Origin of the sequence: Rhodococcus sp. AQ5-07, assembly GCF_009707305.1 — a bacterium.
GTDB classification, from domain to species: Bacteria; Actinomycetota; Actinomycetes; order Mycobacteriales; family Mycobacteriaceae; genus Rhodococcus_F; species Rhodococcus_F erythropolis.
Genome location: NZ_CP046099.1, coordinates 2,468,268 through 2,494,965 on the forward strand (window position 1 = coordinate 2,468,268; position 26,698 = coordinate 2,494,965).

Annotated in this window: 22 protein-coding genes and 1 tRNA gene; 12 read left to right on the forward strand and 11 right to left on the reverse strand. The window is 61.8% G+C overall.

All coding sequences use genetic code 11. The features are described from left to right. Positions 1-99 precede the first annotated feature (99 nt). Entirely contained in the window at positions 100-507 is a 408-nt protein-coding gene (locus GJB56_RS11325; protein WP_003944464.1) for a globin, read from the forward strand. 4 nt (positions 508-511) lie between these two features. On the opposite strand, the gene GJB56_RS11330 is transcribed toward GJB56_RS11325, so the two are convergent. Beyond that, positions 512-940 carry a cupin domain-containing protein gene (locus tag GJB56_RS11330; RefSeq protein WP_024487625.1) on the reverse strand — a complete coding sequence of 143 codons (429 nt, stop codon included), beginning with the start codon at positions 938-940 and terminating at the stop codon, positions 512-514. Between the two features lie 169 nt (positions 941-1,109). Here GJB56_RS11330 and GJB56_RS11335 point away from each other — a divergent pair, with 169 nt between their 5' ends. Then, positions 1,110-2,708 carry a glycoside hydrolase family 13 protein gene (locus GJB56_RS11335; protein WP_020970005.1) on the forward strand — a complete coding sequence of 533 codons (1,599 nt, stop codon included), beginning with the start codon at positions 1,110-1,112 and terminating at the stop codon, positions 2,706-2,708. A gap of 66 nt (positions 2,709-2,774) precedes the next feature. Here GJB56_RS11335 and GJB56_RS11340 read toward each other — a convergent pair whose 3' ends face one another. The 7 genes from GJB56_RS11340 to GJB56_RS11370 form a co-directional block, all read right to left on the reverse strand. Further along, positions 2,775-3,461 carry a hypothetical protein gene (locus tag GJB56_RS11340; RefSeq protein ID WP_019749097.1) on the reverse strand — a complete coding sequence of 229 codons (687 nt, stop codon included), beginning with the start codon at positions 3,459-3,461 and terminating at the stop codon, positions 2,775-2,777. Next, positions 3,454-3,828 (reverse strand): acyl-CoA thioesterase, encoded by a 375-nt coding sequence (locus tag GJB56_RS11345; protein ID WP_042450296.1) that lies wholly within the window; start codon positions 3,826-3,828, stop codon positions 3,454-3,456. Before GJB56_RS11345 ends, GJB56_RS11340 begins: the two co-directional genes overlap by 8 nt. Positions 3,829-3,869: 41 nt before the next feature. Then, positions 3,870-8,717: an NAD-glutamate dehydrogenase gene (locus GJB56_RS11350; protein WP_113683749.1), complete on the reverse strand. Its 4,848-nt coding sequence runs from the start codon at positions 8,715-8,717 to the stop codon at positions 3,870-3,872. Between the two features lie 99 nt (positions 8,718-8,816). Beyond that, on the reverse strand, positions 8,817-9,236 hold the full coding sequence (locus GJB56_RS11355) for an acyl-CoA thioesterase (protein WP_019749099.1): 420 nt from the start codon (positions 9,234-9,236) through the stop codon (positions 8,817-8,819). Between the two features lie 4 nt (positions 9,237-9,240). Further along, on the reverse strand, positions 9,241-10,920 hold the full coding sequence (ettA, locus tag GJB56_RS11360; protein ID WP_007730925.1) for an energy-dependent translational throttle protein EttA: 1,680 nt from the start codon (positions 10,918-10,920) through the stop codon (positions 9,241-9,243). A 166-nt stretch (positions 10,921-11,086) separates the two neighbouring features. Next, entirely contained in the window at positions 11,087-12,265 is a 1,179-nt protein-coding gene (locus tag GJB56_RS11365) for an acyl-CoA dehydrogenase family protein (RefSeq protein WP_154606669.1), read from the reverse strand. 95 nt (positions 12,266-12,360) lie between these two features. Then, a complete protein-coding gene (locus GJB56_RS11370; RefSeq protein ID WP_053061983.1) occupies positions 12,361-14,178 on the reverse strand; it encodes an ABC transporter ATP-binding protein in 1,818 nt (605 codons plus the stop codon). A gap of 106 nt (positions 14,179-14,284) precedes the next feature. On the opposite strand from GJB56_RS11370, the gene GJB56_RS11375 reads away from it, so the two are divergent. Next, a complete protein-coding gene (locus GJB56_RS11375) occupies positions 14,285-14,743 on the forward strand; it encodes a MarR family winged helix-turn-helix transcriptional regulator (protein ID WP_020970009.1) in 459 nt (152 codons plus the stop codon). A 4-nt stretch (positions 14,744-14,747) separates the two neighbouring features. On the opposite strand, the gene ssb is transcribed toward GJB56_RS11375, so the two are convergent. Both ssb and GJB56_RS11385 read right to left on the reverse strand, forming a co-directional pair. Beyond that, the gene (ssb, locus tag GJB56_RS11380; RefSeq protein WP_007733347.1) at positions 14,748-15,161 is read right to left on the reverse strand and encodes a single-stranded DNA-binding protein; all 414 of its coding nucleotides are present in this window, start codon (positions 15,159-15,161) and stop codon (positions 14,748-14,750) included. 181 nt (positions 15,162-15,342) lie between these two features. Next, on the reverse strand, positions 15,343-17,478 hold the full coding sequence (locus GJB56_RS11385) for a cytochrome c oxidase assembly protein (RefSeq protein ID WP_113684270.1): 2,136 nt from the start codon (positions 17,476-17,478) through the stop codon (positions 15,343-15,345). Between the two features lie 97 nt (positions 17,479-17,575). Between GJB56_RS11385 and GJB56_RS11390 the strand changes: the two genes are divergently transcribed. Beyond that, a tRNA-Arg gene (locus GJB56_RS11390) sits at positions 17,576-17,651 on the forward strand. A 104-nt stretch (positions 17,652-17,755) separates the two neighbouring features. On the opposite strand, the gene GJB56_RS11395 is transcribed toward GJB56_RS11390, so the two are convergent. Then, on the reverse strand, positions 17,756-19,018 hold the full coding sequence (locus tag GJB56_RS11395; protein WP_113684269.1) for a site-specific integrase: 1,263 nt from the start codon (positions 19,016-19,018) through the stop codon (positions 17,756-17,758). Positions 19,019-19,337: 319 nt separating this feature from the next. On the opposite strand from GJB56_RS11395, the gene GJB56_RS32075 reads away from it, so the two are divergent. The 8 genes from GJB56_RS32075 to GJB56_RS11435 all read left to right on the forward strand — a co-directional run bounded on the left by GJB56_RS32075 (position 19,338) and on the right by GJB56_RS11435 (position 26,617). Continuing rightward, positions 19,338-19,496, forward strand: coding sequence for a helix-turn-helix transcriptional regulator (locus GJB56_RS32075; RefSeq protein WP_113684268.1), 159 nt, complete (start codon positions 19,338-19,340; stop codon positions 19,494-19,496). Positions 19,497-19,912: 416 nt separating this feature from the next. Then, complete coding sequence (locus GJB56_RS11405; protein WP_113684267.1) at positions 19,913-20,107, forward strand: hypothetical protein; 195 nt, start codon at positions 19,913-19,915, stop codon at positions 20,105-20,107. Between the two features lie 56 nt (positions 20,108-20,163). Beyond that, on the forward strand, positions 20,164-21,885 hold the full coding sequence (locus GJB56_RS11410; protein WP_113684266.1) for an AAA family ATPase: 1,722 nt from the start codon (positions 20,164-20,166) through the stop codon (positions 21,883-21,885). Positions 21,886-22,184: 299 nt separating this feature from the next. Beyond that, complete coding sequence (locus GJB56_RS11415; RefSeq protein ID WP_113684265.1) at positions 22,185-22,733, forward strand: hypothetical protein; 549 nt, start codon at positions 22,185-22,187, stop codon at positions 22,731-22,733. Positions 22,734-23,104: 371 nt separating this feature from the next. After that, positions 23,105-23,515, forward strand: a complete 411-nt coding sequence (locus tag GJB56_RS11420; RefSeq protein ID WP_154606670.1) for a hypothetical protein — start codon at positions 23,105-23,107, stop codon at positions 23,513-23,515. A gap of 842 nt (positions 23,516-24,357) precedes the next feature. Continuing rightward, entirely contained in the window at positions 24,358-25,017 is a 660-nt protein-coding gene (locus tag GJB56_RS11425; RefSeq protein ID WP_113684263.1) for a hypothetical protein, read from the forward strand. Positions 25,018-25,298: 281 nt separating this feature from the next. Then, positions 25,299-26,066: a hypothetical protein gene (locus tag GJB56_RS11430; protein WP_113684262.1), complete on the forward strand. Its 768-nt coding sequence runs from the start codon at positions 25,299-25,301 to the stop codon at positions 26,064-26,066. A 230-nt stretch (positions 26,067-26,296) separates the two neighbouring features. Beyond that, on the forward strand, positions 26,297-26,617 hold the full coding sequence (locus GJB56_RS11435; RefSeq protein WP_154606671.1) for a hypothetical protein: 321 nt from the start codon (positions 26,297-26,299) through the stop codon (positions 26,615-26,617). Positions 26,618-26,698: the final 81 nt, after the last annotated feature.

Here is a 26,698-nt window from a genome sequence, read left to right on the forward strand (position 1 = left end):
CGGTGAATTTCCGGTGAATGGGTACGCATTCCGACCCGATGCAACCGTCGTCGACCCGGAAACCGACCACTACGGCCGTCAGGCACAATGGAACTTGCCATGAATGACGTACAGCACGACGTGCAGCAGACCTTCTACGACGCCGTCGGCGGAGCCGAGACGTTTCACAAGCTCACCGCGCGATTCTACGAAGAAGTCGCGAAGGACGAGGTTGTGCGCCCGCTCTACCCCGAGGCGGATCTCGGCCCGGCCGAGCGGCGGATGCGGATGTTCCTCGAGCAGTACTGGGGCGGGCCGCACACGTACTCGGAGGAGCGTGGGCACCCGCGTCTGCGGATGCGCCACAATCCTTTCGTGATCGGCCCGATCGAGCGTGATGCGTGGCTTCGGTGCATGCACGTCGCCATCGCGTCCATCGACGAGAAGACCCTGAGCCCGGTGCACCGCAAGCAGTTGATCGACTACATGGAGATGGCTGCTGCGTCCATGGTGAACTCCGCCATCTGACCGTTTACTTCGCCTTCGGCCTGAACACACGCGCGATCCGGCGGGCTGCCCGTACCCCGAACGACACCGTGGGATGCAGGGGAGAACTCAAGATTGCGTGCTTGCGCACGTACTCTTCGACCTCCCACTCCGACCAGCTGCCCGCCCGGAACAGTGCGGCATCGCCGACGCCCAGAGTTCGTTTCGCGATTCCGTCGCCCTGAACGGTGACCGACCCTTCGATGATGTGCACGATTTCGTCCGCATGGAAGTACCAGCGGAAGCGCCCCTTCGTGCAATCCCAGACGTGCGTAGTCGTGGTCCCGTCTTTACTCGCCGACCATTGCGCCGACCGTGCAACCGGTGTGCCGAAGATTATCCAGTCCCGGTTGATCGGATCATCGTCGAGCAGTACGTGATCCAAACTGACCGCTTCGATTGCCGACAAAGTCAAGGCCAAGCCCCCTTAGTTGAATTCTCGATACTTCTCCCCCGGCAGTAACACCAAAGTTGCCACATGGAGTCACCGCGTGAATGCAAAGTACACCAAGGCTAGGTAAAGAGTCACGCTTTTGCCGTGTCCAAGTCGTGAGAGTGCCAGACGTTTGGCACTATGAACTGCTGTGAGCACCCCCGCGGATTCGTCCTCTGTAAGCCGGCCCGAAGCCCCGTGGTGGAACGAGGCGGTCTTCTATCAGATCTATCCGCGTTCCTTTGCCGATTCGGGCAGTGACGGTATCGGCGACCTCGGCGGAGTCGAGGAGAAACTCGGCTACCTCGAACTGCTCGGCATCGACGCGATCTGGTTGAGCCCGGTGATGAAGTCACCGATGGCAGACCACGGCTACGACGTCTCGGATCCTCGCGACATCGATCCCCTGTTCGGTGATCTGGCGACGATGGATTCGCTGATCACGTCAGCCCACGAGCGCGGAATCAAGGTCACCATGGACCTGGTCCCGAACCACACGAGTGATCAGCACGAGTGGTTCAAGGCAGCCCTGGCGTCGGCGCCAGGTTCTGCGGAGCGATCCCGCTACATCTTCCGAGACGGCAAAGGTGAAAAAGGCAACGAACCGCCGAACAACTGGCCGAGCATCTTCGGCGGCCCGGCATGGACCCGCGTCACCGAAGCCGACGGAACACCCGGCCAGTGGTACCTGCACATCTTCGCCAAGGAACAGCCGGACCTGAACTGGGACAACCCCGAGGTCTTCGACGACCTCGCCAAGACTCTGCGCTTCTGGCTCGAGCGCGGAATCGACGGATTCCGCATCGACGTGGCCCACGGAATGGCCAAGCCCGACGGTTTGCCGGACCACGACTGGGAGCTCAACGAGCTCATGCGCAATTCCGACGACGACCCGCGGTTCAACAATCCGGCAGTTCACGAAATCCACCGCGGCATCCGCAAGGTCATGGACGAGTTCCCGGAGGCGATGACCGTCGGCGAGATCTGGGTGAAGGACAACCAGAAGTTCGGCGAATACATCCGGCCAGACGAACTGCATCTCGGATTCAACTTCCGGCTTGCAGAAACCGAATTCTCCGCCGAGTCCGTCCGAGAGGCCGTGGAGAACTCCCTCGCGGCCGTCGCCGAGGTCGGGGGTGTGCCCACGTGGACACTGTCGAATCACGACGTCGAACGTGAAGTCACTCGCTACGGCGGGGGCGAGATCGGAACGCAACGCGCACGGGCGATGATCCTCGTCGAGTTGGCGCTTCCGGGCGCGAGCTTCATCTACAACGGAGCCGAACTCGGCCTGCCGAACGTCGACCTGCCCGATGACGCACTACAGGACCCGGTCTGGGAACGATCCGGACATGCCGAGCGAGGACGCGACGGCTGCCGAGTGCCCCTCCCCTGGGAAGGAACCGAGCCGCCTTTCGGATTCACCACCGGTGCGAGCACCTGGCTGCCGATGCCGGCCGAGTGGTCGACGCTCACCGTGGAGGCTCAGATCGAGGATGTGGACTCGATGCTCTCGCTGTATCGCGCCGCCCTCGAACTTCGTAGCGCCAGGCCGGAGTTTTCCGGCACCGACATCGATTGGTACGGCAGTCCCCCCGGCTGCCTCGCTTTCCGTCGACGCGGCGGTCTGATCTGCGCTCTCAACACCACGGAGGTGCCGATCGCACTGCCGAGCGGGCAGCTGCTGTTGAGCAGCGCACCACTCGTCGACGGTCAGTTGCCCGTCAACGCTGCGGCGTGGCTGATCTGACCGAACACTCTCGCACGTCGTCAGGCGGCGGCCCCATCGCGCTGGTGGTGGCCGTCGCCTGAACTCCTACCGCGCAACCATCAGCGGTATCGAACCACCGCGGTGACGGTAGATCGAACCAAACCGTGCATCGAGGCGCACCCACGATCTACTCGCCCGCACCCGAACCAGTTCCGACGCGTCGATCTGTTCGAGATCGATGTCCGCAGTCATCGCTTCGGATCCGGCGTGCGGAACGAATCCCATTGCGGTCAAGGCAAAAATAACTCGCATCGAGATCCCGACCGTGCCTGACGGACCACTGACCTCGAGCACGTCCTGATCGAGCAACGACGCCGGCGGCCCGTGACTACTTCCATGCTCGAGCGCCAAGGCGTTGCCCCGCTGCGCCAGTTCGATCAACACCCGGGCGGGTACGTCGTCCAGGTGCTCGAAGCCGTCCATCGGCGGCAACGCCCCACGCCACGCCGAATCCATGGCGAACCCCGGATCGATCAGCTCACCAGTTGCCTGCTCCACCGCCGAGAGCAACTGATCGCCGGCAGCCGACGTGTCGTCAGGGTTGATGGTGCCCGCCACGGTTCGCGTCGCCAGAGCGTCGAAACCCGTTGACGCCCAGACGCTCAGGTGCGCATCGCCGCGTCGACGCATTCGGATGACCGCGGACTCGTCCAAACGCAAGGCGTGACCGATGAAGCCGGCCAAGTTCTTTCGCTCGGCCTCCTCGGGCACGGTCAGGACACGTTCATGCACGTTGCCAGCTCTCCAAGTACTCCCGCTCGGGCCCGCTGAGGCGGCGCAGACGTTGAGTGTCGATATCGAAGGCCGCGATCTGAGTCGATGCCACGATGGACGGCGGGACGCTGAGATCGGCGCCGCGGGGGCGAACCTCGTACGCGATGGTGAAGTCCACCGCGCGAACCTTTTCCACCCACATGAAGACATCGAGCGGTGAATCGTCGTGCCGCAGTTGCCCGCGGTACCGCACATGGAGATCGGCAATCACAGCCCCGTCACGCAGGGTGACCGTCGGGCGCGAGTCTTCGAACAACCAAGGAATCCGCGCCTCTTCGAGCAACGTCACCATCCGTGCGTGGTTGATGTGCTGGAAGGCATCCATGTCGGACCACCGAACCACAACTTCGGCGTGGAATCCTTCGCTCAACGTCCTACCTCCGATCGGGTGCCCATGCTGCGCACCATGCTACGAACCTGACGCGCCGCCACCGAGAGCGTCGCGAGGTCAAGCGTCCCAGACTCGAAGATCTCGACGAGAGCTGCCCTCGCTCGGCTCAGCCGCGAGGCGTTGGTCGATTCCCATTCGTCGATCTTCTCCTGCGGTGACTCCCCCGGCTCGCCGCCGGCCAGAACCTCCATCGTCAGCTGCCGAAGCGAACTGTAGAGGTCGTCTCGCAACGCAAGCCGCGCGAGCGAGTGCCAGCGATCGCCGCGCTCGAGTCCCGAAACGGCGCTCAGCAACCAGTCGATTCCCAGATGCGCATCCAAGGCGTAATACAGCTCCGCGACTTCGGTGATGTCGTGATCTGCGATGTCGGCGATATCCGCGATGTCGAGTAGGCAGTAGACGTCGAGCAGTCGGAACACGTCCAGTGCCAACGCTTCCGGAGCCCCACGATCGATCACGGATTGGGCCCGCACCAGCAGATCGTCGAGCTGATGGCCGGCGAGCAGCCCTGGAACCAGAGGCGCCGTCGCCCGATACGCCGCCGAATAGCGCGCTACCTCGGCGCCGACGGCGATCGGCTGGGGTCGATTGGCCAGGAACCAGCGCGACGCGCGGTCGAGCAGGCGGCATGACTCCACGATCAGTTCATTTTCGATCTCTGCACTGACGCCGGCCGAGCGGATTCGCGACCACACCTCGTCGAGCGCAAAGACCTCTCGCACAGCGGCGTAGGCACGGATCGAGTCGGTACTGCTCGCTCCGGTCTCCTCGGCCAAGCGGTAGGCGTACGTGATTCCGCCGTTGTCGATCACTTCGTTCACGAGCATCGTCGCGACGATCTGCCGCCGCAATGGGTGTGCTTTGATCTCCGTTTCGAACCGATCACGAACAGCGGTCGGGAAGTACTGCGGGATCTGCTGGGCGAAGAAATCGTTGTCCGGCAACTCGGTTGCGAGCAGATCGTCCTTGAGTGAAAGCTTCACGTGCGCCGTCAGCGTCGCCAATTCCGGCGACGTCAGACCCACACCGGCCTCGAGTCGACGCTCGATCTCCTTGTCGGTCGGCAACGCCTCGAGCTTGCGGTCAAGGCCACGTGCCTTGGTCAGATCCGTCAACTGACGGCGGTGAACACCGAGCATCTGCGACGCGGTCACGCGGGAGATTCCGAGCAGCGCGTTCTGGGCGATGTTGTCCGCCAACACCAACGCCGCCACGTCGTCGGTCATCGACGCCAGCAACGGATTCCGTTCCTGAGTCGGCAGTAACTGCGAACGCACGAGCGAATCGAGAAGGATCTTGATGTTCACTTCGTGATCGGAGCAGTCGACGCCTGCCGAGTTGTCGATGGCGTCGGTGTTGATGTGACCGCCGTTGGCGCTGAACTCGATTCGTCCCAGAGCAGTCACGCCGAGGTTGCCGCCCTCACCGATCACCTTGACCCGCAGGTCTTGACCGTCGACTCGCACCGCGTCGTTGCTCTTGTCTCCGACCTGCGCGTTCGTCTCGGTCGAAGCCTTGACGTACGTACCGATTCCGCCGTTCCACAGCAGATCCACCGGTGCCGACAGAATCGCCTGCATCAATTCCGGCGGCGAGAGCTTCGTGACCCCCTCGGCCAGACCCAGTGCGATCCTGACGCTTTCGGCGATCGGAACCGACTTGACCGTGCGGTCCCAGATGCCGCCACCTTCACTGATCAGGCTCTTGTCGTAGTCGGCCCATGACGACCGTGGCAACTCGAAAAGTCGTTGACGTTCGACGAACGAACGCGCTGCATCCGGGTTCGGATCGAGGAAGATGTGTCGATGGTCGAACGCACCCACCAGTCGGATGTGCCGACTGAGGAGCATTCCGTTGCCGAACACGTCTCCGCTCATGTCGCCGACGCCTACCGTCGTGAAATCCTGCGTCTGCGTGTCGACCCCGAGTTCGCGGAAGTGCCGCTTGACGCTTTCCCAGGCGCCGCGAGCGGTGATTCCCATGCCCTTGTGGTCGTATCCCACGGAGCCACCGGAGGCAAACGCGTCGCCGAGCCAGAAGTCGTACTTGGCGGCAACCGAATTCGCGAGATCCGAGAACGTCGCCGTGCCCTTGTCCGCGGCGACCACCAGGTAGCGATCCTGATCGTCCTTGCGCACCACTCGATCCGGCGTCACAACTTCGCCGGTAGCCGCGTGCACGTTGTCCGTGATGTCGAGCAATCCGGAGATGAACGTGGTGTAGCAGGCCTTGCCGGTTTCCAGCGTCGCCGTTCGATCAGCCGCCGGATCACCCGTCGGCAGAGGCGGATTCTTCACGACGAAGCCGCCCTTGGCGCCGACCGGCACGATCACCGCGTTCTTGACGGCCTGAGCCTTCACCAAGCCGAGCACCTCGGTGCGGAAATCCTCGCGCCGGTCGGACCAGCGGAGTCCGCCGCGCGCTACTGCGCCGAATCGCAGGTGGACGCCTTCGACCTCGGGTGAGTACACGTAGATCTCGAAAGCCGGCCGCGGCTTGGGCAACTCGCTGATCCGCGAGGGATCGAGCTTGACCGACAGGTAGTCGCGAGAGCGGCCATCGGCGTCGACGACGTAGAAATTGGTACGCAAGGTCGCCTTCACCAAGGAGAACATTCCACGCAGAATGCGATCGGCATCCAAGCTGAGTACCTCGTCGATGGACGCACGCAACTGCTCGTCCAATTCGGCGACGCGAATGTCGTCCTGTTTCTCGGGGTCGAACATCGCCTCGAACAACTGCACCAATGCAAACGCGGTCTGCGGGTGCGTTAGCGCGATTCCTTCGATGTGGAACTGACTGTACGGAAATGTGGCCTGGCGCAAATACTTTGCGTAAGCACGCAACACCACGGCTTGCCGCCAGGACATTCCGGCCCGCAGCACCAACTCGTTGAATCGGTCAGCTTCTGCCCGGCCGAACCAGACTGCACCGAATGCAGCCGTGAATCGCTTCTGGACCTCGGTCAGCGGGGCGGTACTGGTCTCGAGCGGCACCTGCGCATCGAGGTCGATCTCGACCGACGCCCGAAGATCCGCCGGTACCGACAATCCGAAATCGTAGATCCAGCACTGAACGCCGTCGAGTCGCTGCACGACGTGCGGTCGCTCGTCGAGAACTTCGACGCCGAGAGACTGCAGCACGGGGAGCACCTGACTCAACGAGATACCGTCGCCGCCGACGAAGAGCGTGAAGCGCCAGGCACCGGGCGCGGAGTCCACAGCGCGATAGAGCAGTACGTCGATCGCGCCTGGCGCCAAGGCCTCGAGCCTGGCGATGTCGGCCAGCGCGCGTGACGGTTCGAAGTCCTCCTTGTATCCATCGGGAAGCACCCGCGAATACCGTTGCACCAGTTCCGGATCCACACCCGGAATGTCGCGAACAAGGTCGTTGATGCGGTCGTCCCAGCTACGACTGACTTCGGTCAGCAGGGCCTGAACTCGCTCGCGGTTGGCCTCGGAGACATCCAGGTGAACCGGCTCACTGTCCGGATCGCGCCGGATCGTCACGTGCAACAGCGCAAGATCGTTCTCGGTAACCCGGGCGGTGTAATCAACTGTGCCTGGGCCGAATTCGCGCCACAACAGGTTTTGCATCGCCAGTCGCACCCGCGTCGTATACCGGTCGCGAGGCAGATACACCAAGCAGGATACGAACCGTCCGAACGTGTCCTCGCGGACGAAGAGTCGCACCTGTCGACGCAGCCCGATGCTGTGCACGGCGTGGACGGTCTCGAACAAGGTCTCGGCATCGCTCGAGAACAACTCGGTGCGCGGGAAGGACTGGATGACCTCGAGCATCGCCTGCCCGGAGTACGAATGCAGGTCGACACCGGCACGCGCGATGACTTCGCGGACGCGTCGCTCGATCAGAGGAATCGCGAGGACGTTCTCGTGGAGTGCGACCACGGTGAACACACCCAGGAATCTGTGCTCCCCCACGATGTTTCCCTCGTCGTCGAGGATCGAGACACCCACGAAGTACGGGTAAACAGCGCGGTGCACCGTGGCGGGGAACGATCCCTGCGTCAGGACCAGAAGCGGTCGATCCGGGAGATCTGCAACTGGAGGCAAACTCATCGGGCCTTCGGTGACCGCGTCGGAGCGCAGCACGCCGAGCCCGCTGCCGGCGACCGTGCGTGAGCCGTCCTTCGTGCCCTCGAATCGCCGGTATCCGAGTACGGCGTAGTTTCCGTCCGCCATCCACCGGAGCAGCCGAGCGGTATCGGAGAATTCTTCGGGGGTGATCCTCCCGGAGGCAGTTTCTGCAGCACTCTCCAACTCGTCGGCAACGCGCAGTTGCAGTGCCTTCATATCCGGGGTATCACCAACCACCTGGCGGACGTCCGCGAGCACTTTGCCGAGGTGGGCTTCGATCGCGTCGAGATCGGAATCCTCGACTTCGGAGTCCAACTGGACGTGCATCCAGGATTCTTGGATACCGCTGTCGCCCAAGGAAATCAGATTGCCCGCGTTGTCGCGTTCAACCGTCAGGATCGGATGGGCGAATTGACTGATTCCCACGCCTTGTCGGTTGAGCATCGCGGTAACGGACTCGACGAGCAACGACATGTCGTCGGTGACGATCTGGACGGCAGCGCCGAGACCCTCGGATCCTGACGGGCGGTACACACGCCATACGGCCGTGCCTGGCGTCCGCTGCCTCCCGAGCGCGAGATGCGCGAGCAGGACTCGATCCGATCGACCGTTGATGACGTCGTCGCTGTCACCCTCGTCGATGTGCGTGAAAAAGGCCTCGCGAAGACGCGTCAACAACGTCGCTTCGTCGAGGCCTGTGCCCTGCTGCCGTACACGGTCTGTCATTCCTGGCTCACATCCTTGTGGGTTCTGATCGCCGCGACCAATCTCTGACTCGAGACTAGCCGCGGCAACCAGTACCTAGGGTGAACTGAGAAACGAAATCTACGATGTCGTCATCTGAACAAGCGATGCTTCGAGCACCGCACGTTCGCTGTCCGCCAGCGGTCTGGACTTTTCGGACACGGTGTCGAATCCGACCATCAACGCGTCGCCGAAGGCGCATTCGACACCCGCGTTGTCACGGATGACGTGCCGAACCGTGAACGAGGAAGTCCCGACGTGAGTCGTGAAGATCTCCACGTTCAACGGACCGGACCGATCGGTGACCGGCTTGAGGAACTCGATGGTCATCTTTCGAACCACGAGGTATCCCGGCCGGCCGCCGAGCGGCGCCAGTTTCGCTTCCAGGAACTGGATGCGTGCTTCCTGCATGTACTCGACGTAACGCGTGTTGTTGACGTGACCCAACCGGTCGGAATCGCCCCACCGGACCTGGATCTGCGCTGTGTATACGTCGGACACCGGATCAGTCCCTGGTGAGCTTGCGGTGAGTCACGCGGTGCGGGCGTGCGGCGTCGGGGCCGAGTCGCTCGACCTTGTTCGCCTCGTAGCCCTCGAAGTTGCCCTCGTACCAGTACCAAGCTGCCTCGTTGTCGCCGAAGCCACCTTCCCACGCGAGGATGTGGGTACAGGTGCGGTCCAGGAACCAGCGATCGTGCGAGATCACGACGGCGCAGCCGGGGAACTCTTCGAGAGCGTTCTCCAGCGAGCCGAGGGTTTCGACGTCGAGGTCGTTGGTGGGCTCATCGAGCAGGATCAGGTTGCCGCCCTGCTTGAGCGTCATCGCCAGGTTCAGGCGGTTGCGCTCACCACCGGAGAGGACGCCGGCCGGCTTCTGCTGATCGTGGCCCTTGAAACCGAACGAGCTGATGTACGCACGCGAGGGGAACTCGGTCTGGCCGACGACGATGAAATCGAGCCCGTCGGACACGGTCTCCCAGACCGTCTTCTTGGGGTCGATTCCGGAACGGTTCTGGTCGACGTAGCTCAGCTTGACCGTCTGACCGATCTTGACCTCACCGGCGTCAGGCTCCTCGAGACCGACGATGGTCTTGAACAGCGTCGTCTTACCGACGCCGTTGGGGCCGATGACGCCGACAATTCCGTTGCGCGGCAACGTGAACGAAAGATCCTTGATCAGCACGCGGCCGTCGAAGCCCTTGTCGAGGTTCGAGACCTCCACGACTACGTCACCCAGGCGCGGCGGTGCCGGGATCTGGATCTCGTCGAAGTCGAGTTTGCGGGTCTTCTCGGCTTCGTTCGCCATTTCCTCGTAGCGATCGAGACGAGCCTTGTTCTTGGCCTGGCGGGCCTTGGCGCCGGAACGAACCCATGCGAGCTCGTCCTTGAGGCGCTTCTGCAGCTTCTGATCCTTCTTGCCGGCAACTTCGAGGCGTGCAGCCTTCTGCTCCAGGTAGGTGGAGTAGTTGCCCTCGTACGGGTACAGGCGTCCGCGGTCGACTTCACAGATCCACTGCGCGACGTGATCGAGGAAGTAACGATCGTGGGTCACGGCGAGGATTGCGCCGGGGTAAGCAGCGAGGTGCTGCTCGAGCCACAGGACAGATTCGGCGTCGAGGTGGTTGGTGGGCTCATCGAGGAGCAGGAGGTCGGGCTTGCTCAGCAGCAGCTTGCAGAGCGCAACGCGTCGCTTCTCACCACCGGAGAGGTGGGTGACCATCTCTTCCGGCGGGGGGCAGCGCAGGGCGTCCATAGCCTGCTCGAGCTGCGAGTCGATCTCCCACGCGTCTGCGTGATCGAGCTTCTCCTGCAGTTCGCCCATCTCTTCCATGAGCTCGTCGGAGTAATCCGTGGCCATCAGCTCGGCGATCTCGTTGTACCGCTTGAGCTGGACCATCGTCTCTCCGAGACCGTCCTCGACGTTCTCGCGAACCGTCTTGGTCTCGTCGAGCTCCGGCTCCTGCATGAGGATGCCGACGGTCGCGCCCGGAGCCAGGAATGCCTCGCCGTTGCCCGGCTGGTCCAGTCCGGCCATGATCTTGAGGATGCTGGATTTACCAGCGCCGTTCGGTCCGACGACACCGATCTTCGCGCCGGGGTAAAAGCTCATCGTGACGTCATCGAGGATGACCTTGTCACCGTGCGCCTTGCGCACCTTCTTCATCGTGTAAATGAACTCAGCCATGACCGCCAGCCTATCGGTGTTTGTCCTATAACCCACATTGCGCGTTGGCACTCACTCCGATCCGGGTTCTGCGGACAGTCCGAGGTCATCGACCAGATTCACCGACATGCTCATCGACCCCCACGAAAACCGCGATGGGGACACCTCCGGGTGTCCCCCGGACGGCTCAGATCATTGCCCGGTGGATGCCCTTCGGCTCGCCACCGAGCTGCGAGAGCGTCGACGCGTGGAAGATGGAACCGGGTACGTGGATCGCGTGCGCGAGACCGGCATGAGCGTCACGCCAGAACCGCTGCATCGGCGTGTTCAACTGCAACGCGCCACCACCGGAACGAGCAAAGATCTCGTCCACCGCCCGCACCGCACGCCACGCCGCAGCAGTCTGCGTACGCCGACCGATCGCACGAAGCTCGAACGAAACTTCCTGACCCTTCTCGGTCATGTCCCAGAAACGATCCACCGTCTCCAAGATCGCAGCCCGAGAAGCAGCGATCTCGGCCGCCGCCTCACCGATCGCGAACAACACGTACGGATCTTCCTTGATCGGAACACCACTGACCGTCACACGCTCACGCTGCGCCGCCATGTTGCACGCCAACGCACCCTCAGCAATACCGATCAACGACGAAGTGATCCCCAACGGGAAAATGCAGGAGAACGGGAACTTGTACAACGTCTCCGTACGGCCCGCTTCCTTCCACGCCGTCCCGTCGAAAACCTTTCCGGCGTCGATCGTGCGGTAGGTGGGCAGGAACGCGTCCTTGACGATCAGATCCTTCGACCCGGTTCCGCGCAGCCCCACGACATTCCAGCTGTCCTGGTCGATGTCGTAATCGGAGCGCGGCAGCAGTACGTGCAGGTGCTTCGGCGGCATCAACGGCTTACCGGACTCGTCACCGACCATCGCACCGATCATGATCCAGTCACAATGATCGGTACCGGACGAGAACGACCAGCGCCCGTTGAGGATGTAGCCACCCTCGACCGGCCTCGCCACGCCCATCGGCGCATACGGTGACGCCATCCACGTATCGGGATCGGTTCCCCACACCTCTTCCTGAGCCTTGCGGTCGAAGAACGCAAGCTCCCACGGATGAACACCGACGATGCCGCTGACCCAGCCCGTGGCACCGTCCATCGCGCCGATAGCCATTGCCGTCTCGGCGAATTCACGCGGATGTGCCTCGAGGCCTCCGAATTCCTTCGGCTGCAACATCCGGATGACGCCGGAGTCGCGCAAACGCTTCGCGCTGCCGTCCGTCAAGCGCATCAGCTTGTCGCCCTCGACTCCGTCGGCGCGGATCTCGTCGGCGAACTGTGAGATGTTGTCCAGAACCTGACCCATGATCTTTCCGCCTCCACTGATAGTCGATCAACGACCTTTAAAGTAGAACACGTTCTAGAAACTTGCGGAAGTGAAACGGCCGACATTTCTTACACTCACACGGTCTGTAGTTCCGACGGGAGTTCGACCGCGTCACTACCGGAAGCCGCGAGCAGCTGTGCGTACCGCCCACCTTGTTGCACAAGTTCGTCGTGGGTGCCCTTTTCCACAACCACGCCCTGGTCGAGGACCGCGATGAGATCCGCATCTCGAACCGTGGAAAGCCTGTGCGCTACAACAAGAGTGGTGCGTCCGACCATCAGTTCGTCGAGCGCGTCCTGCAGCGCACGTTCAGTGCGATTGTCCAAGGCGCTCGTCGCCTCGTCGAGGACCAGGATCGGCGGATTCCGCAGAACTGTGCGCGCGATCGCGATGCGCTGTTTCTCACCACCGGAGAATCGGTAGCCGCGCTCGCCGACCATGGTGTCGTACCCGTCGTCGAGACCGGAGATGAACTCGTGGATTTGCGCGATGCGCGCTGCTTGCTCGATCTCGGCGTCGGTGGCATCGGGTTTCGCGAACCGAAGGTTCTCACGAATCGTCGTATGGAAGAGGTACGTCTCCTGCGACACCACGCCCACCAGATCGGAGACCGTCGCGAGATCGAGGTCCCGCAGATCGATGTCGTCGATTCTCACCGATCCCGCAGTCGGGTCGTACAGACGTGCGGCCAAGTATCCGAGGGTGGTCTTGCCCGAACCTGTGGAGCCGACCAGCGCCAAGGTTCCGCCGGCCGGGACCGCGAGGTCGATGTTGTCGAGAGTCTTGCTGTCGGTTCCTGGATACGAGAAGTCGACGTGGTCGAACCGAAGTTCGCCGGACATCTTGGTGCGGTCGAAGCTCTTCGACTCTTCCGGATCCGCGATGTCGATCGGCAGATCCAGGTACTCGAACACGCGACTGAACAGTGCCATCGAACTCTGCACCTCGACGCCCGTGTTGAGCAGCATCATGGTGGGGCGGAACAACTGGGTCTGCAGTGTGGTGAATGCGACGAGGGTGCCGACGGTGATGGTGTTGCCGTGATCGAGAGTGAAACCGGCGAACCAGTAGACCAGTGCGGGCATGGCTGCGAAGGTGATCGACATGGTCGCCATGCGCCACTTGCCGGCCATCATGGCCCGGAGTTCGACGTCCGCGACTTCCGCTGAACGCTCGGTGAATCGATCCGTCAGAGCCGACTTCGCGCCGGTCGTCTTGCCGAGGAGAATGCCACTGACGGAGAGAGATTCCTCCACCTGGACCGACAGATCACTGAGTAGCTTCTGCCGCTTACCCGAGATCTTGCGGCGCTCGTCACCGATCTTGCGTGCGATACGGATGAACACCGGCAAGATCGCCAGCGAGAAGATGGCGAGTCGCCAATCCAGAAGGAACAGAGCAACAATGGTGGCTGCCACGGTCGTTGCATTCTGCGCGATGGACGTTGCCGTGTTGGTGACCACCGACTGCATACCGCCGATGTCGTTGGCAATGCGCGACTGAACTTCTCCGGTTCGGGTTCGAGCGAAGAATCCGAGCGACTGATTCTGCAGATGCGAGTAGACCCGCACACGCAGTTGGTGCATCAGTTTCTGGCCGATGCTGTTGGACATCCAAGTCTGCGCCACGCCGAGACAGCTCGTGATCACGGCAATGGCGATCATGCCGATGGCCAGAACGCTGACGAGTCCGAGGTTCTTGTCCGGGATCGCCTTGTCGAGCATTTCGCGTAGGAGCAGCGGACTGCCCAACGCCACGATCGCGCTGAGTGTGATGACCGCGGTGACGATGGCGATCTGAGTTCGATACGGCGCGAACAGTCCGAGTACGCGCTTTGCCGGTACGGAGTCCGCCGGAGTGATCTCGACAGCGGATCGTTCGATGTTTCGCATGTGATCTGGTTTCACGTTCTACCTCCTGGAGGCTTTCTCACCCTAGTTTCATATTGGTGAGGTTACCTCACTATGAGGCTGACACCAACAACGCTAGACTGACGCCATGCATTCCCGAGAGCGCGAACTCACCGACGTCGTGATGTCCGTGGCACGGCTCATCCGCCGACGCCAAGTGGCAGCGCTGGAACCATTCGGTCTCTCGCCGTCGCAAAGCCGAGCGCTGCGAGTACTGACCCGAGTGGGCGAGCCGGTTCGACTCGGGTTTCTTGCCGAGCGATTGCGCATCGTTCCGCGGTCGGCGACCGACGTCGTGGATTCCCTCGAAGAGGCCGGATGGGTGCGCCGCACTCCCGATCCGAACGATCGGCGAGCTGTATTACTAGAGCTCACCGACGCCGGCGCTACCCTCGCTGCCGACGTCGCGAAAGCTCAACGACGAGAATCCTCGGATGTGTTCGACGACCTCGACGAATCGGAGCGAGCAACTCTCACCGAACTTCTCGAGCGAGTGGACGCGGGGCACGACTCTCGGCCCCGCGACTGCCCGAAACCCTCGATCTGAGTTCTCACGCAGCGACGGTGTCGACTGCGTCCTCGACATTCTCCGCCGACGTCGGCTTGCTCTGACGCTCGATCTTCGAGATGCAACGAGCAAGGTCCGCGCCAACTGCCGTCGCCCGCAACTCGAGATCGGAACGAGGCACACCCTCTTTGGTCGTGTACTCGTTGGTGCGCAACTCCCCCGCCACCATGACCGGATCACCCTTCATGATGGATGCGCCGACGCCGGTGACCAACCGCCGCCAGCAACTGACCGTGAGATAGAGGGTCGCTCCGTCCGTCCACTCTCCGGTCACCGCGTCTTTGCGACGCGTGTTGCTCGCCATCCGAAAGCTCAGCACCTCTTCGCCATTGGTTGTCTGCCGCTTCACCGGATTGGTGATGACGGTTCCGACAACCGTTGCATGCGTTTCGTACATGTCCGATCCCCCTTCGAACTCCAGAACCCGCCAACTGTCGCGGGGCCGATCATTGCGTCGGCAGTTTCGATTGTGGAACGGCAAACGCCTGGCTCGGGATTTCGATTTCCACCTGTGCATCGGCGGGACAGCTGTGGAGAAACAGCACTGCCCGAGCCAAACGGCCCGGGCAGTGTCGGAGCTAAGTGCTAGTGGAGGATTCGTCGGATTTCTTCTCGCTGGGTGTCTCGCCCGCAGAGTCCTCGCTTGCAGTTTCCGCGTCAGCAGCCTCACGCGGTTTCCACCCCTCGCGGTCCCGCCTGGCCAATTCGGCGAACATGGCGTTGTGAGCAGCGAGGTCGGCGTCGTGGTCACGCTCGGCGGCACGGTCCGTTCGGCGCGCGGTCCTTCCGTCACTGCGCGACCACTGAACCAGCAGCGCGAGCATGACCACCATGAGTGGGATCTCGCCGGTCGCCCACGCGATGCTGCCGCCCAGCTGCTGATCGCCGATCAGGTCGTTGTTCCAACCGAGTCCGAGCGAGCGGAAGTACGCGCCGCCCATGACTGCGGTGGTGCTCATCAATGCCACGCCGAAAAACGCGTGGAACGGAAGTGAGCCGAACACCATCGCCAGCTTGGTCACCGGCTGCAATTGGCGTGGTGACGGGTCTATTCCGATCGCCACCCAGTAGAAGAGATAGCCGCTGAGGATGAAGTGCAGGTTCATCAGCAGGTGAGCGCTGTGCGAGTCGACGGTCGCGCCGTAGATTCCGCCGAGATACAGCGCGTAGAAACCGCCGACGAAGAGAACTGCCGCCACGATCGGGTGGGTGATGAATCGTGAGAACGGGCTGTGCAGCGCGGTCAGAATCCACTCGCGAATGCCGGGCACGCCGTCCTTGCCCGCCGGATCGAGCGCCCGCAGAGCCAAAGTGATCGGCGCACCCAGAACCAGCAGGACTGGGCCCAACATCGACAGCGCCATATGTGCGCCCATGTGAACGCTGAAGACTGCCGGCGCGTACTTGCCGACACCGGACGACGTGGCGATCAGGAGCACCGCGCAACCGCTCATCCAGGCGATGGTTCGGCCGACGGGCCAGGAGTCTCCACGCTTGGCCAGCTTGCGCAGGCCGATGCCGTACAGAATCGCCGCGGCGATCGCGGCGGTGCCGAACATGAGGTCGAATCGCCAGTCCGTCACGAAGGCCATGAACGACGGCGGGTCCGGAAGGTTGTAACCGAGTTCGACCTCGGGAATCGAGGGAATCGACAGCGGCGGGGGCGGCGGGGTACGACCGAGGCCGATCGCGAGACCGATGGTCGCCGCCATCACGATGCCTTCAGCGCCGGCAAATCGAATCAGGGCAGAGCGACTCTTCGGATTCTCCGCCAGCGCCGGTAGCGCCCGACTCCGCTGAGCCCAACCGAAGAACCCGAGGATGATCAGTGCAACCGTTTTCGCGACGATCAATCGTCCATACGTCGTGGTGAAAACGTCGTCGAGAGGCAGACGGACAATCGCGTTGATGACGCCGCTGAATCCCATGACGACGAAGCAGATGGATGCGACCGTCGAAAAGCGTCGGGCTGCTACGTCGGTGTAATCGCCGCCGCGCCGCGCGTGGGCCAGTAGCGCGAACAAGCCGCCGGCCCAGAGCGAAGCCGCCACAAGGTGCAGGATCAGGCTGTTGGTAGCGATGTCATGCGACCCGCCCGAAGACGAGTGACCGGTGAGAGCGAGCGGCATCAGTCCGAGAAGACCGACCAGCAGCAGGAGCGGGGTCCACCACCAGCGCAGTGTCAGTCGGGCCAGGATCGCCAGAACAACCGCAATGATTGCCGTCCAGCGCCAGGCGCCGGCGATCTCGACCTGATCGAGTCCCGACCAGAGGTTTGCCGGTTTGATCGCTTCGGCGAACGGCTGACCCGATGTGTCGGAGAGCGTCAGGGGCACCATCATGAACGAACAGATCGCCCACACGATCGCGGCGTGCGATGCAGTTCGGACTGCCCGATAGCCGTCGACGTCGAGGACGCCCGACTTCTGCGGCGGCACGAAGAACGCGGCCAGCAGCAGTGACCCGATCGCAATGACCGCGGCGATCTCCCCCAGTGCCCGCATCGCGGGCAGGCCGTACGTGGTGATCGGGCCTGGATCCGGGATACCCAGAAGAGTCAGTGCCTGCGACGCGGAGAATCCCACCACGATGGCTGCGGTGAGCCCTGCGATGAGTCCACTGACCACGAATATCGCGGTCGAAGAAGCGGGTGCACCGCTGTGCTGTGTGGACTCCGGTGGGGAATCTGTCGGCGCGAGGTCGGGTGTAGCCATACCTCAAGGGTAGGACCTTCGCGAACCGACTACGACAACGCGTCGGAGTTGGGCGGCGCGCGTCACATCCCGAACCCTCGAGTATGATGTTCCACGCGCCTCCGTAGCTCAGGGGATAGAGCAAGAGCCTTCTAATCTCTTGGTCGCAGGTTCGAATCCTGCCGGGGGCACCAAACTTCGAGGTCAAAGCCCTAGAGCCTCAAATCGAATGAGGCTTTAGGACCCCAATCCATCGCTTATTCATCGTTTATAGCGCGGACTGCTCATCGCTTGTTGCTCACGAAGCCTTCGGGCGGACGGCGATATCGAGCACATCAGCCAGCGCCGAGTGGGTCTTTCCACGAGCCATATAAACATCCTGAGTCATGCTCACTCGAGCGTGCCCAAGGTGGTCGGCACCCACTCGTGCCGACAGTCCAGCTTCGTCTGCGAGCGTGGCAACGGTCCGCCTAAATGTGTGCGTCGCAACCCATTCGAATCCGAGCACGCCGCGCACCCGAGCAAACTGACCGTTGAGGTTGTCTGGGTCTCGCAACGTCCCAGCCGAGGATGGAAAGATCAGCCCGTCTTCGCTCGGATGAAACCCATCCGCACGTCGAGTCAGCATCTCGACTGCGAACAGAGGAAGCGCGACTACTCGCCGAGAGGTCGTCGTCTTGGTCACGTCCTCTCGGATCAAACCAACACCCTTCCCACGAACTACCCGCCCGGTGACCGCAATCGTTCCGGCCTCGGCGTCATAGTCCGCCCACCGAAGGCCAAGCATCTCTGACCGACGCAGGCCAGTCCCGGCGAGCATCGTGATCGGGTCGATGAGATCAACATCCTTCGCCCATTGAGAGACGGTGCGCGTGGTCTTCGTTGTCACCTTCTTCTTACCGCGGCCCTCCGGGGGCAGCGGAAGCTCCGACGTTCCCAAGCCATGGAGCAGAGCTGTCAACTCCTCTGGCATCAATGCGCGGCCCTTGTCCGGAGACTCTGCAGTCTTGGAAGGAACCCGCACCGGTCCAACGTCCTTCACAGGATTGCGGCTGACCGCTCCGTCTCGAATCGCCAAGGTGAATACGCCCGACAGAACCGTCTTCGCCTGCCGTGCTGTCGTAGGCCCGTGAACTTCCGCCAGTTCAACCAGCAGTCTGTCCAACCTGCGTGGCGTGCATTCCTTGACGAGCAGTCCGCCAGCTCTCGTATCGAGTTTGGTGATGATCGACGAATAGGTATCCGTGGTCCTGACCGACTCACTTCGCGACTTCAGATCGGTCAACCATCGCTCAGTCAGCTCGGTCAGTCTCGTGTTGCCAGTCGTTGCGCCCTCAGCTTCCCCGGTAGTGGTCTGTAACTCCGCGATCACAGCGAGGAGCACGGCCTCCGCCGCAGCGCCGTACCGATCTGGCCTTCCCGACGGTGAGCGCCGCTCCACGATTCGCGTACGTCCGTCTGCTGCCCGGTATCGACACCTGGCCAGCCAGACACCTCGCCCTTTGTCGACCCGCGTGATGGTGCCGTGAGCGCCGATGTCCAGCGGCGGACGCCCCGCCATCTCAAATCACCGTTCCGGCGTCACGGGTGCACAAAGTAAGGTCAGTCATTGTCGAGCCTCTCGTCAGGTTTGACCACGCCCCGGGCTGTTAGCGCAGCGCCGGGGTCTCTCAGCTCCATGTTTCCACGTGCCGGAGATCTCCGGGAACGGAACCGCCATCAATGCGCGTCAATCACAGTCGCTTAAAGTCATCGTACCGTAGACTCGACAATGAATGTTGTTGTTCTACAACATATTACGTTTACACACTTCGGATGGAATTGAAACCGTGCCTGCTCAGAGCCTCCAGCCCGCCCCAACAGAAGTCAACCAATCGCTTATGACCTCCCGAGACCTCGCAGCACGCCTCAAGGTGACCGTCGAAACCCTATGCCGCTGGCGCGCACGAGGAATCGGCCCTCGGTACCACCGCTTCGACCGCTCCGTTCGCTACGCACCCCAGGACGTAGATGACTGGCTCGCAGAACAGGCAGCCTGACCACCACACCCAGGACCCTCGACCATTACACGGCTGAGGGTCTTTTCATATGTTCCGAGACAGGCAATCGCCCGCCACAGAAAGCCAGCTCGTGATGCTGGTCACGAGTGCCGCCAAAGCCTCCCGCACTGCCGAAACCGCGTTTTTCACAAAACACCCGCCTTACAGCGAGATCGAACGCTCTAACGGTCAATATTCCTGAAAGTTGTTGCATCACAGTAAGTGTCAGACACTAAAACGCCTGGTCCAACCGCACATTTTCGGTAGACATCGGTAGGTATCAGACGTAATGTCTGAACCAAGCGGATCGGAAGAGGCACCATCCCCGCCGAGAACATAGATACACCACGTCGACTGCTCGCGCTCCCGAGGGCAGGAAGGTTTCGACACCACCCCTTTCCCGAAGGACATCTGCCATGTCGCAGACCACCATTTCCGAAGGCCAGCTTTACATCTCGGCAGCCAGCGCCGCCGTCCGGTACGACGTGAGCGAGCAGCTGATCCGACGAGTCATCGCATCCGGCAACGTCGAAGTCATCCGGATCGGCACGAAGACCATAAGGATCAATATCTCATCACTCGAGCGGGCCTTCACGAAGCTGAACGACTGAGCAGCCCAACCAGTCCAGCTTCCTCACAACTCCAAGACCGAACGGCCCACACTCACATGGACTACGCAAACTTCACCACGAACACCTCAGACGCCGGGACAGGCTCCGGCGATACCCGCCGCGAGGCCGACCTCAATTCCACAGAGACACCTATGACCGACCGCTCCATCTCCGACCACACGAACGCAGTCAGCGGAGAAAACATGGAAAACGCTGCAGGGGAACCGGAGTTCACCCCCATCTACATCACCAGCAGCTTCGACGTGCCGCCTTCGGTGCAGCGGGTCTTCGACTCGGTGCGGGCCTACGCCACCGAGATGGACCGCCCGCTGTCCCTCCCCCAGATCACCGGGGTGGACCCGGAATGCGAGATCGTGAACATCGAGTTCGAGACCTGCCCCGCCTGCCGGACAGAGCCGCTGGTGATCGAGCACATCGGCCCCCAGTTCGGTGGCACCACGGGGTTGGCCTGCGAGGGCTGCGCGTACGACGAGATCGAGCCGTACAAGGAGTTCAAGATCAACCCGAACTCCCTGATGGACAACTACGACGTGATCACCGAGGTTAACTCGGAGGTAACTGAGTCGGTTGCCAAGGAGATGTCCGTGCCGTTCTTCACACACCCCAGCGACCTGGTGAACGCCAAGGCACGGGAGATGTGGATCGCCTCCGAGAGCCGCAAGGAGCTGGAGCGGCACTACGCCGAGGTAGACCCCTCCAAGAACCTCCCGTTCGACTTCGGCACTCTGGAAGAGATCCTGCAGCGTCCGGACGAACCGGCGGACCGGATCGAAGGCCTGATGACCACAGAGGGCGGCACGATCATCGTGGCAGCCCGTAAGACCGGCAAGACGACCTTCGTGCTCAACCTGACCCACAGCCTGATCTCGGGGGACCCGTTCCTGGGTAAGTTCAAGACCATCCCGATCGCCGAGGACGCCAAGGTGGCCCTCATGAACTACGAGGTCTCCGCCAAACAGGCCGCACGTTGGGCAAACGACGTGGGGATCGACCCCAAGCGGTTCCTCATCATCAACCTCCGTGGACGCCGGAACCCGCTCGGCAACGCGGCGGACCAGGCACGGTTGGCCAAGCTGCTCCGGGACAACAAGGTCGAGTCGCTGATCGTGGACCCGTTCGGACGCGCCTTCACCGGGGCCAACCAGAACGACCCCAGCGAGGTCGGCACCTGGTTGGTCAACCTGGACCACTTCGCCCGTGAGCAGGCCGGTGTCCGCGATGTCATCCTCCCGGTCCACGCCGGTTGGAACCAGGACCGCACACGCGGTGCCTCATCCATCGAGGACTGGGCCGACTCGATCATCAACCTGACCACCGATCCCGAGGGACGCCGGTTCGTCCGGGCGATGGGACGCGACATCGAGCTGGACGAGGACCAGCTCCTCTTCGACACGGCAACCCGCCGGCTGTCCCTCTCCGGTCTCGGAGGTCGTGCAGCGGAGGCGGCGGACAAGAAAGCGGCCAAGCGGGACGATCGGGCAGCCACCCTGCTGCCGTATCTGGTCGAAGGGATCCGCCGCCATCCCGGCTCCGGAATCGGCGACCTGACCAGCTGGCTACAGAGCATCAGGATCGGTGGGAAGAAGTTCGACTTCCGCAGTGAGGAGATGACCCACGCCAGCCTGCTCGCTCAGGAACGGGGCCTGGTGCGGATCGAGATGGGTACCCGGAACAAGAAACATCACCACATCACCGACGCAGCGGAGGGGATTACGGTGTGGCCCGCCCTTCCGGAGGACCCCGCGACCACCACCTGAACGACCCATTCCGGTGGGGTTGGGAGGTAGTCGGGACAGGTACTCCACGACCCATTCCCACGCTGACACATTCCCACCGGTTCGGGGGACTCTCGGGGAGGTTAAAACCCCTGTTCGTGACCCATTCCCACCCATTCCCACCCATTCCCGGAATGAGTAGTCCCACCCATTCCCACCCCCTTTATAGGGGGGAAGGGGGACTGGATGGGTCAGAGGGGTTGTTCGACCGCTTCACCGAGTACGGCTTTTCGAGATCAACAAACCTACGAAGTTCACACACCGCAAAGGAAAACGTAACTATGGGTACATACGCTGCTACAAACGAGATCCGCATCAACCCGATCCCCCGCACTCCCGGCTCGAAGGGATTCGTCGCCGAGACCGCCTGGCAGCTGACCCTGCCCCTCGGTGCGGACGGGGTCTCCGCCTCGGCGGTGGCCGAACTGGTACTCCCTGAGGGCTCCGGTGTGGAGCTGCTCCGCAACCAGCTCTGGTTGGTCGAGGACTCGGAGGTGGACTCGGTGGTCGAGATCCTCCCCCAGCATGGCTACGAAACCTCTGAATTCAGAGCCTCTCTGGAGGATCTCCCGATCGAGGCCACACATGAGTCTGTCCGGTGGGCGTTCGACGTTCTCCGTGCCGCTGGGGAGGCAAGACGGCAGGCTACGTACGGGGCACTGAGCATGTATCTGGGACCGAACACGGCGCACTCGGACCCAGAGACGCTGCACCAGTTGCGGATCGCCCAGATCGCGTTGCAGAAGCAAATGAAGGCGAGAGGTAGGACCGTAGGTAGTAGGCCTCGGCGCGATGACGGCCCTCGGCGCGGGAGGTTGCTCACGCGCTGACTCAAATCAACTGCACAACAAATAGGTTCACTGCTCCTGCTCCTGCACCGGCGATCAAGGCCGGACCCAAGCCAGGCTCCGGGGATTGGGCGCTGGCCGTTCTGCGAGCAGCTGGGAGCCAGCGAGAAGCTGCTGTGTACGCCGCACTGCTCAGGGTCTTCCATCCGTCCTCGGAGACCGGGGATCCGATTCTCTTCGAGCAGCTGGTTTCAGCACGAGTGAAGCTGCAAAGTCTCGTCTCGTAAAGACGCTCCGGAATGTATCGGAGGAATCATTACCGAAATGTCCTACACACGTGCTCTAATCGATTCCAGCATTGGATGCGCCGCGATACTGATCCGGTACTCACACAACAGGGGTCCTCTTTGAAGATGAACAAGCTCGCTGCTGCCTGCCTGGCTGCTGCATCCATATTCGCGCTTTCTGGCTGCGGAGGTCCTGACGAGAAGGCCGAGGCTGCAGCGCCAACACCAACGCTGACACCCCGCGAGGCAGCGTGCCGGGATATCAAAGTAATTCCTTCATCCTCGGTCTACTACCAAATTTCATTACAGACGTTAGAGGACCCTTCTGCTGCCGTAGCCGATAAAACCACTGCGCTGAAGCGGATGATGGACTTCCAGAATGGCGTGAACCAGAGCGAAAAGCCGCTCGGATGCACGGGACCCGATTTCGAAACATTTGCAGACTTACATTCAGCAGATGCAACCTTCCAAGATTGGGTTCGACACATGGTAAGGAGCGCAGAATCAAAGGCGGCTTCTGCGACGCCCACTCCCTAGACTCATGCATCATGATCCCTCTCGACGTGAAGTTTTCACATCGAGAGGGATTCCTTGTATCTGCGCCAAATTGATTGCCTCTAAGGATCGAACAGAGAAGACTTTGTCATGCGCCCACAATGGGCGCGGGTCACTGCAAAGCGGTCACCCTAATTGCAAGACTGTTCGTAGGATCAAGATGACAATTCAACAGAGCCTCACCGCGACCGAGCCAGTCACCAGTTGCAGTCACGGCGTCCGAGCACACGCCAACAACGCCAGCCTTATTCGCTGTTCACTGCTTGGCGCACTCTGGGTCCGGGATGAGCGAAGAGAACTCGAGTTCGCGGAATACGACTCACACGTGGTTGTTTGGTGCTGGTCCTTCGGCTTTAGCCTGTACTGCGAAGAATCCCGCGCCACCAACGCTGCGAAGTACTCAGCCGTTCAACTCTGCCCAATGGGCGCGCTGTGCCGTGGCGATCATCATTCCTTCACGATGTCGCCAGGGTCCCTCGCTGCAGCAGGCGAAGCGATCGCATGACCACCCACATCGATAGACGCACCGTGAATCGCCATGCAGCGCGGGAACTTCCAGAAATCACAACACTGCGCGAATGCCGCTGCGAACGCCGACACACCAGCCATCTCGACTTCGTACAGTGCGCGATTCCAAACTCACGCCCTCTATCCAAGACATCGGCACAGTTCGCAGTGATTCAGTTCTGCGGCACACAGCCGTCATTCACTCTCTTCCAAACATTCTGGGAGGCCTCGAGCGCGTATGACACCAGCAATGTCTGGTCCTGTTTCGCCGAATCCGGATGCCGTGGGTTTCATGAACTTCGATTGGTGGTCGTCTAATGCCCGCACCCGAGCAGAGCTTCTTCATGTCGACAGCAGACCAACGCGTGCTGGTGTCGATCCTCCGGCGTATTCCCGGTCTGGCTGAAGAACTCGCAATCACGACCAGCCGACAAGATCACGTAGGTCGTGGAGGGATCAAGGTACGCAACGGGTCTGGTGAACAGCCGATGCCAATCCACGTGGGCGCTTCTAGCGCGGCACACGAGCTGCATGCCGAGCTGACCTCTTGGGTACGCCTGGTCTGCGAGAGCCGTGGAATCGACTACAGCGGTTCGGATGACCTTCTGGGGGTGGCACGTTGGCTGGACCAGCATGTCGTCTCGCTGTCGATGACCGAAGGCAGCGAGGAGGCCCTGGTTGGGATCACCCGCGCCGTGAACCAATGCTGGCGAGTGATCGATCTCCCAGCCGAGAACGACACCTGGGCTGATCCCGAACTGGTGAACCAAGCTCGCGAGCAACGGGTTACGGCAATCGAGGCTGAGCGACTCATGGAGCCGCTGGGACATCCCCGACTCAAGGCAGCTGTAATTAGCAAGTGGCTCGCACGAGGGAAGATCACACGCGAGGGAGGGACATACAGACTCGGTGACATCCTGGATCGGAACCCGCGCAACATAATTGGTAGCGCTGACGAGATCGAGATGTTACGATGAGCGTAGCGCGAGATGTGGATCTGAAAATCCTCTCTCGCGCTTCGTCGTTCCAGGGGTGCGGCTGGCCCTCCGTAGAGCAGAACGAAATTATGGCTCCGGGAAACTAACGCACACTTAGACATTCAATCCGATAGACAGAGGCCGTCGAAGTGAGCACACAGCAGAGCAACGCATCTGACACCGAGGCTGCGGCGGATCGTCGCCGGTACTACTCACAGGCAGTCGCCCTGCTCGAAGCAGCTGGGTACCGATTCGACTAGCCAAGGCAGGCGGGTGGTTCCGTGCTGTTCGTAGTTATGGGACCACCTGCCGCAGGCAAGAGCACATGGTGCCACAAGAACGCTAAGCCGGGTGACATCGTCATCGACTTCGATGTTCTTGCAGTAGCTCTCACCGCTGGGCACAGCGGAAGCCACGAACACTCGATGGCAACCAAGATGGTTACGAAGGCAGCGCGACAAGCCGCCATCGACAGGGCAATCACCCTGACCGACTGCGATGTCTACCTGATCCACTCGACACCCTCCGCTTCACTGCTCGCCAAGTACCGAGCCATCGGCGCAACCGTGGTGACTATTGACCCAGGCGAGGCCATCACGATGGCCCGAGCCAAAGCCGAGCGCCCGTGGCGAAGCCAGCAGGTTGCAAAGCGGTACTACCGAGGCAGCACAGCTACGCAGGCACCGGACACCGCGTCTCGCAAGCCTTCGACATCGAAGCCACCAACCCCGAAAGTGTCGCCACGCAAACGTGGATTGGGTGCCGCACATGAAGCACAGCGCAAGCGCCTCCTCGAGGCACTGCTCCCCGGCTCACCTTGTTGGTGGTGCCTGGGACCGATGTACCGCGAAGCCGCTCGCAACCCCGACGGAGCCGTTCTGGCAGCTGACCACACCCTCGCCCGAGCACATGGCGGCATGGTAGCTGACCGGTTACTGCACTCAAGGTGCAACTCCAGCCGTGGCGACGGTAGCCGTGACCACCTCCGGCCAGCCCTCGGCATCACTGCAGGTCAGAGACCTACCAGCACCCGAGACTGGCTCGACTGAACGTGCGCAAGCCCCTGACCTGCGATTATGCAGCTGGAGGGTGGGGGCGTTCAGATCGCTAGATCAGCCGGCCGCTCGGACCCTTACGGCCGCCATTCCGCCCTCTCTCCCCGAAGCCCGAGGCTACGTGCAGAACCAGCGGAGGTGCCAACGAGATGGACCCTAAGACGTTGGCAAGGACCTTCCAACCATGTGACCTAGGCGAAGTGGGCCAAGCGTACTGGGACGCGATGACAGCCGAGATCCGATCAGTAACTGAATTGTCGCTGATTGCCGAAGGCGCTCGAATCACTGACCGGTTGCGTCGACTCGACTCCGCTATAAGCGGCGACGACGACACATGGGCGACGCTCGTCGCTTCCCGCGATGACGCCACTGAGTTGGTCATCAGGATCGACGGCGCACTTCAAGAGGCCAGACAGCAAACGACGGTCCTACGACAGATCGCCGGATTCTTCGCAGATGACGGGACCAAACCCGAGAAGGGGGCTTCCCTTGCCGACGAACTCGCCAAAGCCCGCGCTGCGAGGAAAGCAGGAACCACGGGTTAGTTCCATCCCAGCCTGGACCACGTCCACCGGCGACGATGCAATTGACTACGCCAACATCGCACATCGCAACGTTCTGCCGTG

Bases quoted from the DNA above. Each gene is read 5' to 3' on its own strand.
- GJB56_RS11370 (WP_053061983.1), bottom strand. From the start codon at position 14,178: ATGCGAAACATCGAACGATCCGCTGTCGAGATCACTCCGGCGGACTCC.
- GJB56_RS11410 (WP_113684266.1), top strand. From the start codon at position 20,164: ATGGACTACGCAAACTTCACCACGAACACCTCAGACGCCGGGACAGGC.
- GJB56_RS11375 (WP_020970009.1), top strand. From the start codon at position 14,285: ATGCATTCCCGAGAGCGCGAACTCACCGACGTCGTGATGTCCGTGGCA.
- GJB56_RS11415 (WP_113684265.1), top strand. From the start codon at position 22,185: ATGGGTACATACGCTGCTACAAACGAGATCCGCATCAACCCGATCCCC.
- GJB56_RS11365 (WP_154606669.1), bottom strand. From the start codon at position 12,265: ATGGGTCAGGTTCTGGACAACATCTCACAGTTCGCCGACGAGATCCGC.
- GJB56_RS11395 (WP_113684269.1), bottom strand. From the start codon at position 19,018: ATGGCGGGGCGTCCGCCGCTGGACATCGGCGCTCACGGCACCATCACG.
- GJB56_RS11385 (WP_113684270.1), bottom strand. From the start codon at position 17,478: ATGGCTACACCCGACCTCGCGCCGACAGATTCCCCACCGGAGTCCACA.
- GJB56_RS11435 (WP_154606671.1), top strand. From the start codon at position 26,297: ATGACAGCCGAGATCCGATCAGTAACTGAATTGTCGCTGATTGCCGAA.
- GJB56_RS11325 (WP_003944464.1), top strand. From the start codon at position 100: ATGAATGACGTACAGCACGACGTGCAGCAGACCTTCTACGACGCCGTC.
- GJB56_RS11420 (WP_154606670.1), top strand. From the start codon at position 23,105: ATGAACAAGCTCGCTGCTGCCTGCCTGGCTGCTGCATCCATATTCGCG.
- GJB56_RS32075 (WP_113684268.1), top strand. From the start codon at position 19,338: ATGACCTCCCGAGACCTCGCAGCACGCCTCAAGGTGACCGTCGAAACC.
- GJB56_RS11405 (WP_113684267.1), top strand. From the start codon at position 19,913: ATGTCGCAGACCACCATTTCCGAAGGCCAGCTTTACATCTCGGCAGCC.
- ssb (WP_007733347.1), bottom strand. From the start codon at position 15,161: ATGTACGAAACGCATGCAACGGTTGTCGGAACCGTCATCACCAATCCG.
- GJB56_RS11350 (WP_113683749.1), bottom strand. From the start codon at position 8,717: ATGACAGACCGTGTACGGCAGCAGGGCACAGGCCTCGACGAAGCGACG.
- GJB56_RS11425 (WP_113684263.1), top strand. From the start codon at position 24,358: ATGCCCGCACCCGAGCAGAGCTTCTTCATGTCGACAGCAGACCAACGC.
- GJB56_RS11345 (WP_042450296.1), bottom strand. From the start codon at position 3,828: ATGGATGCCTTCCAGCACATCAACCACGCACGGATGGTGACGTTGCTC.
- ettA (WP_007730925.1), bottom strand. From the start codon at position 10,920: ATGGCTGAGTTCATTTACACGATGAAGAAGGTGCGCAAGGCGCACGGT.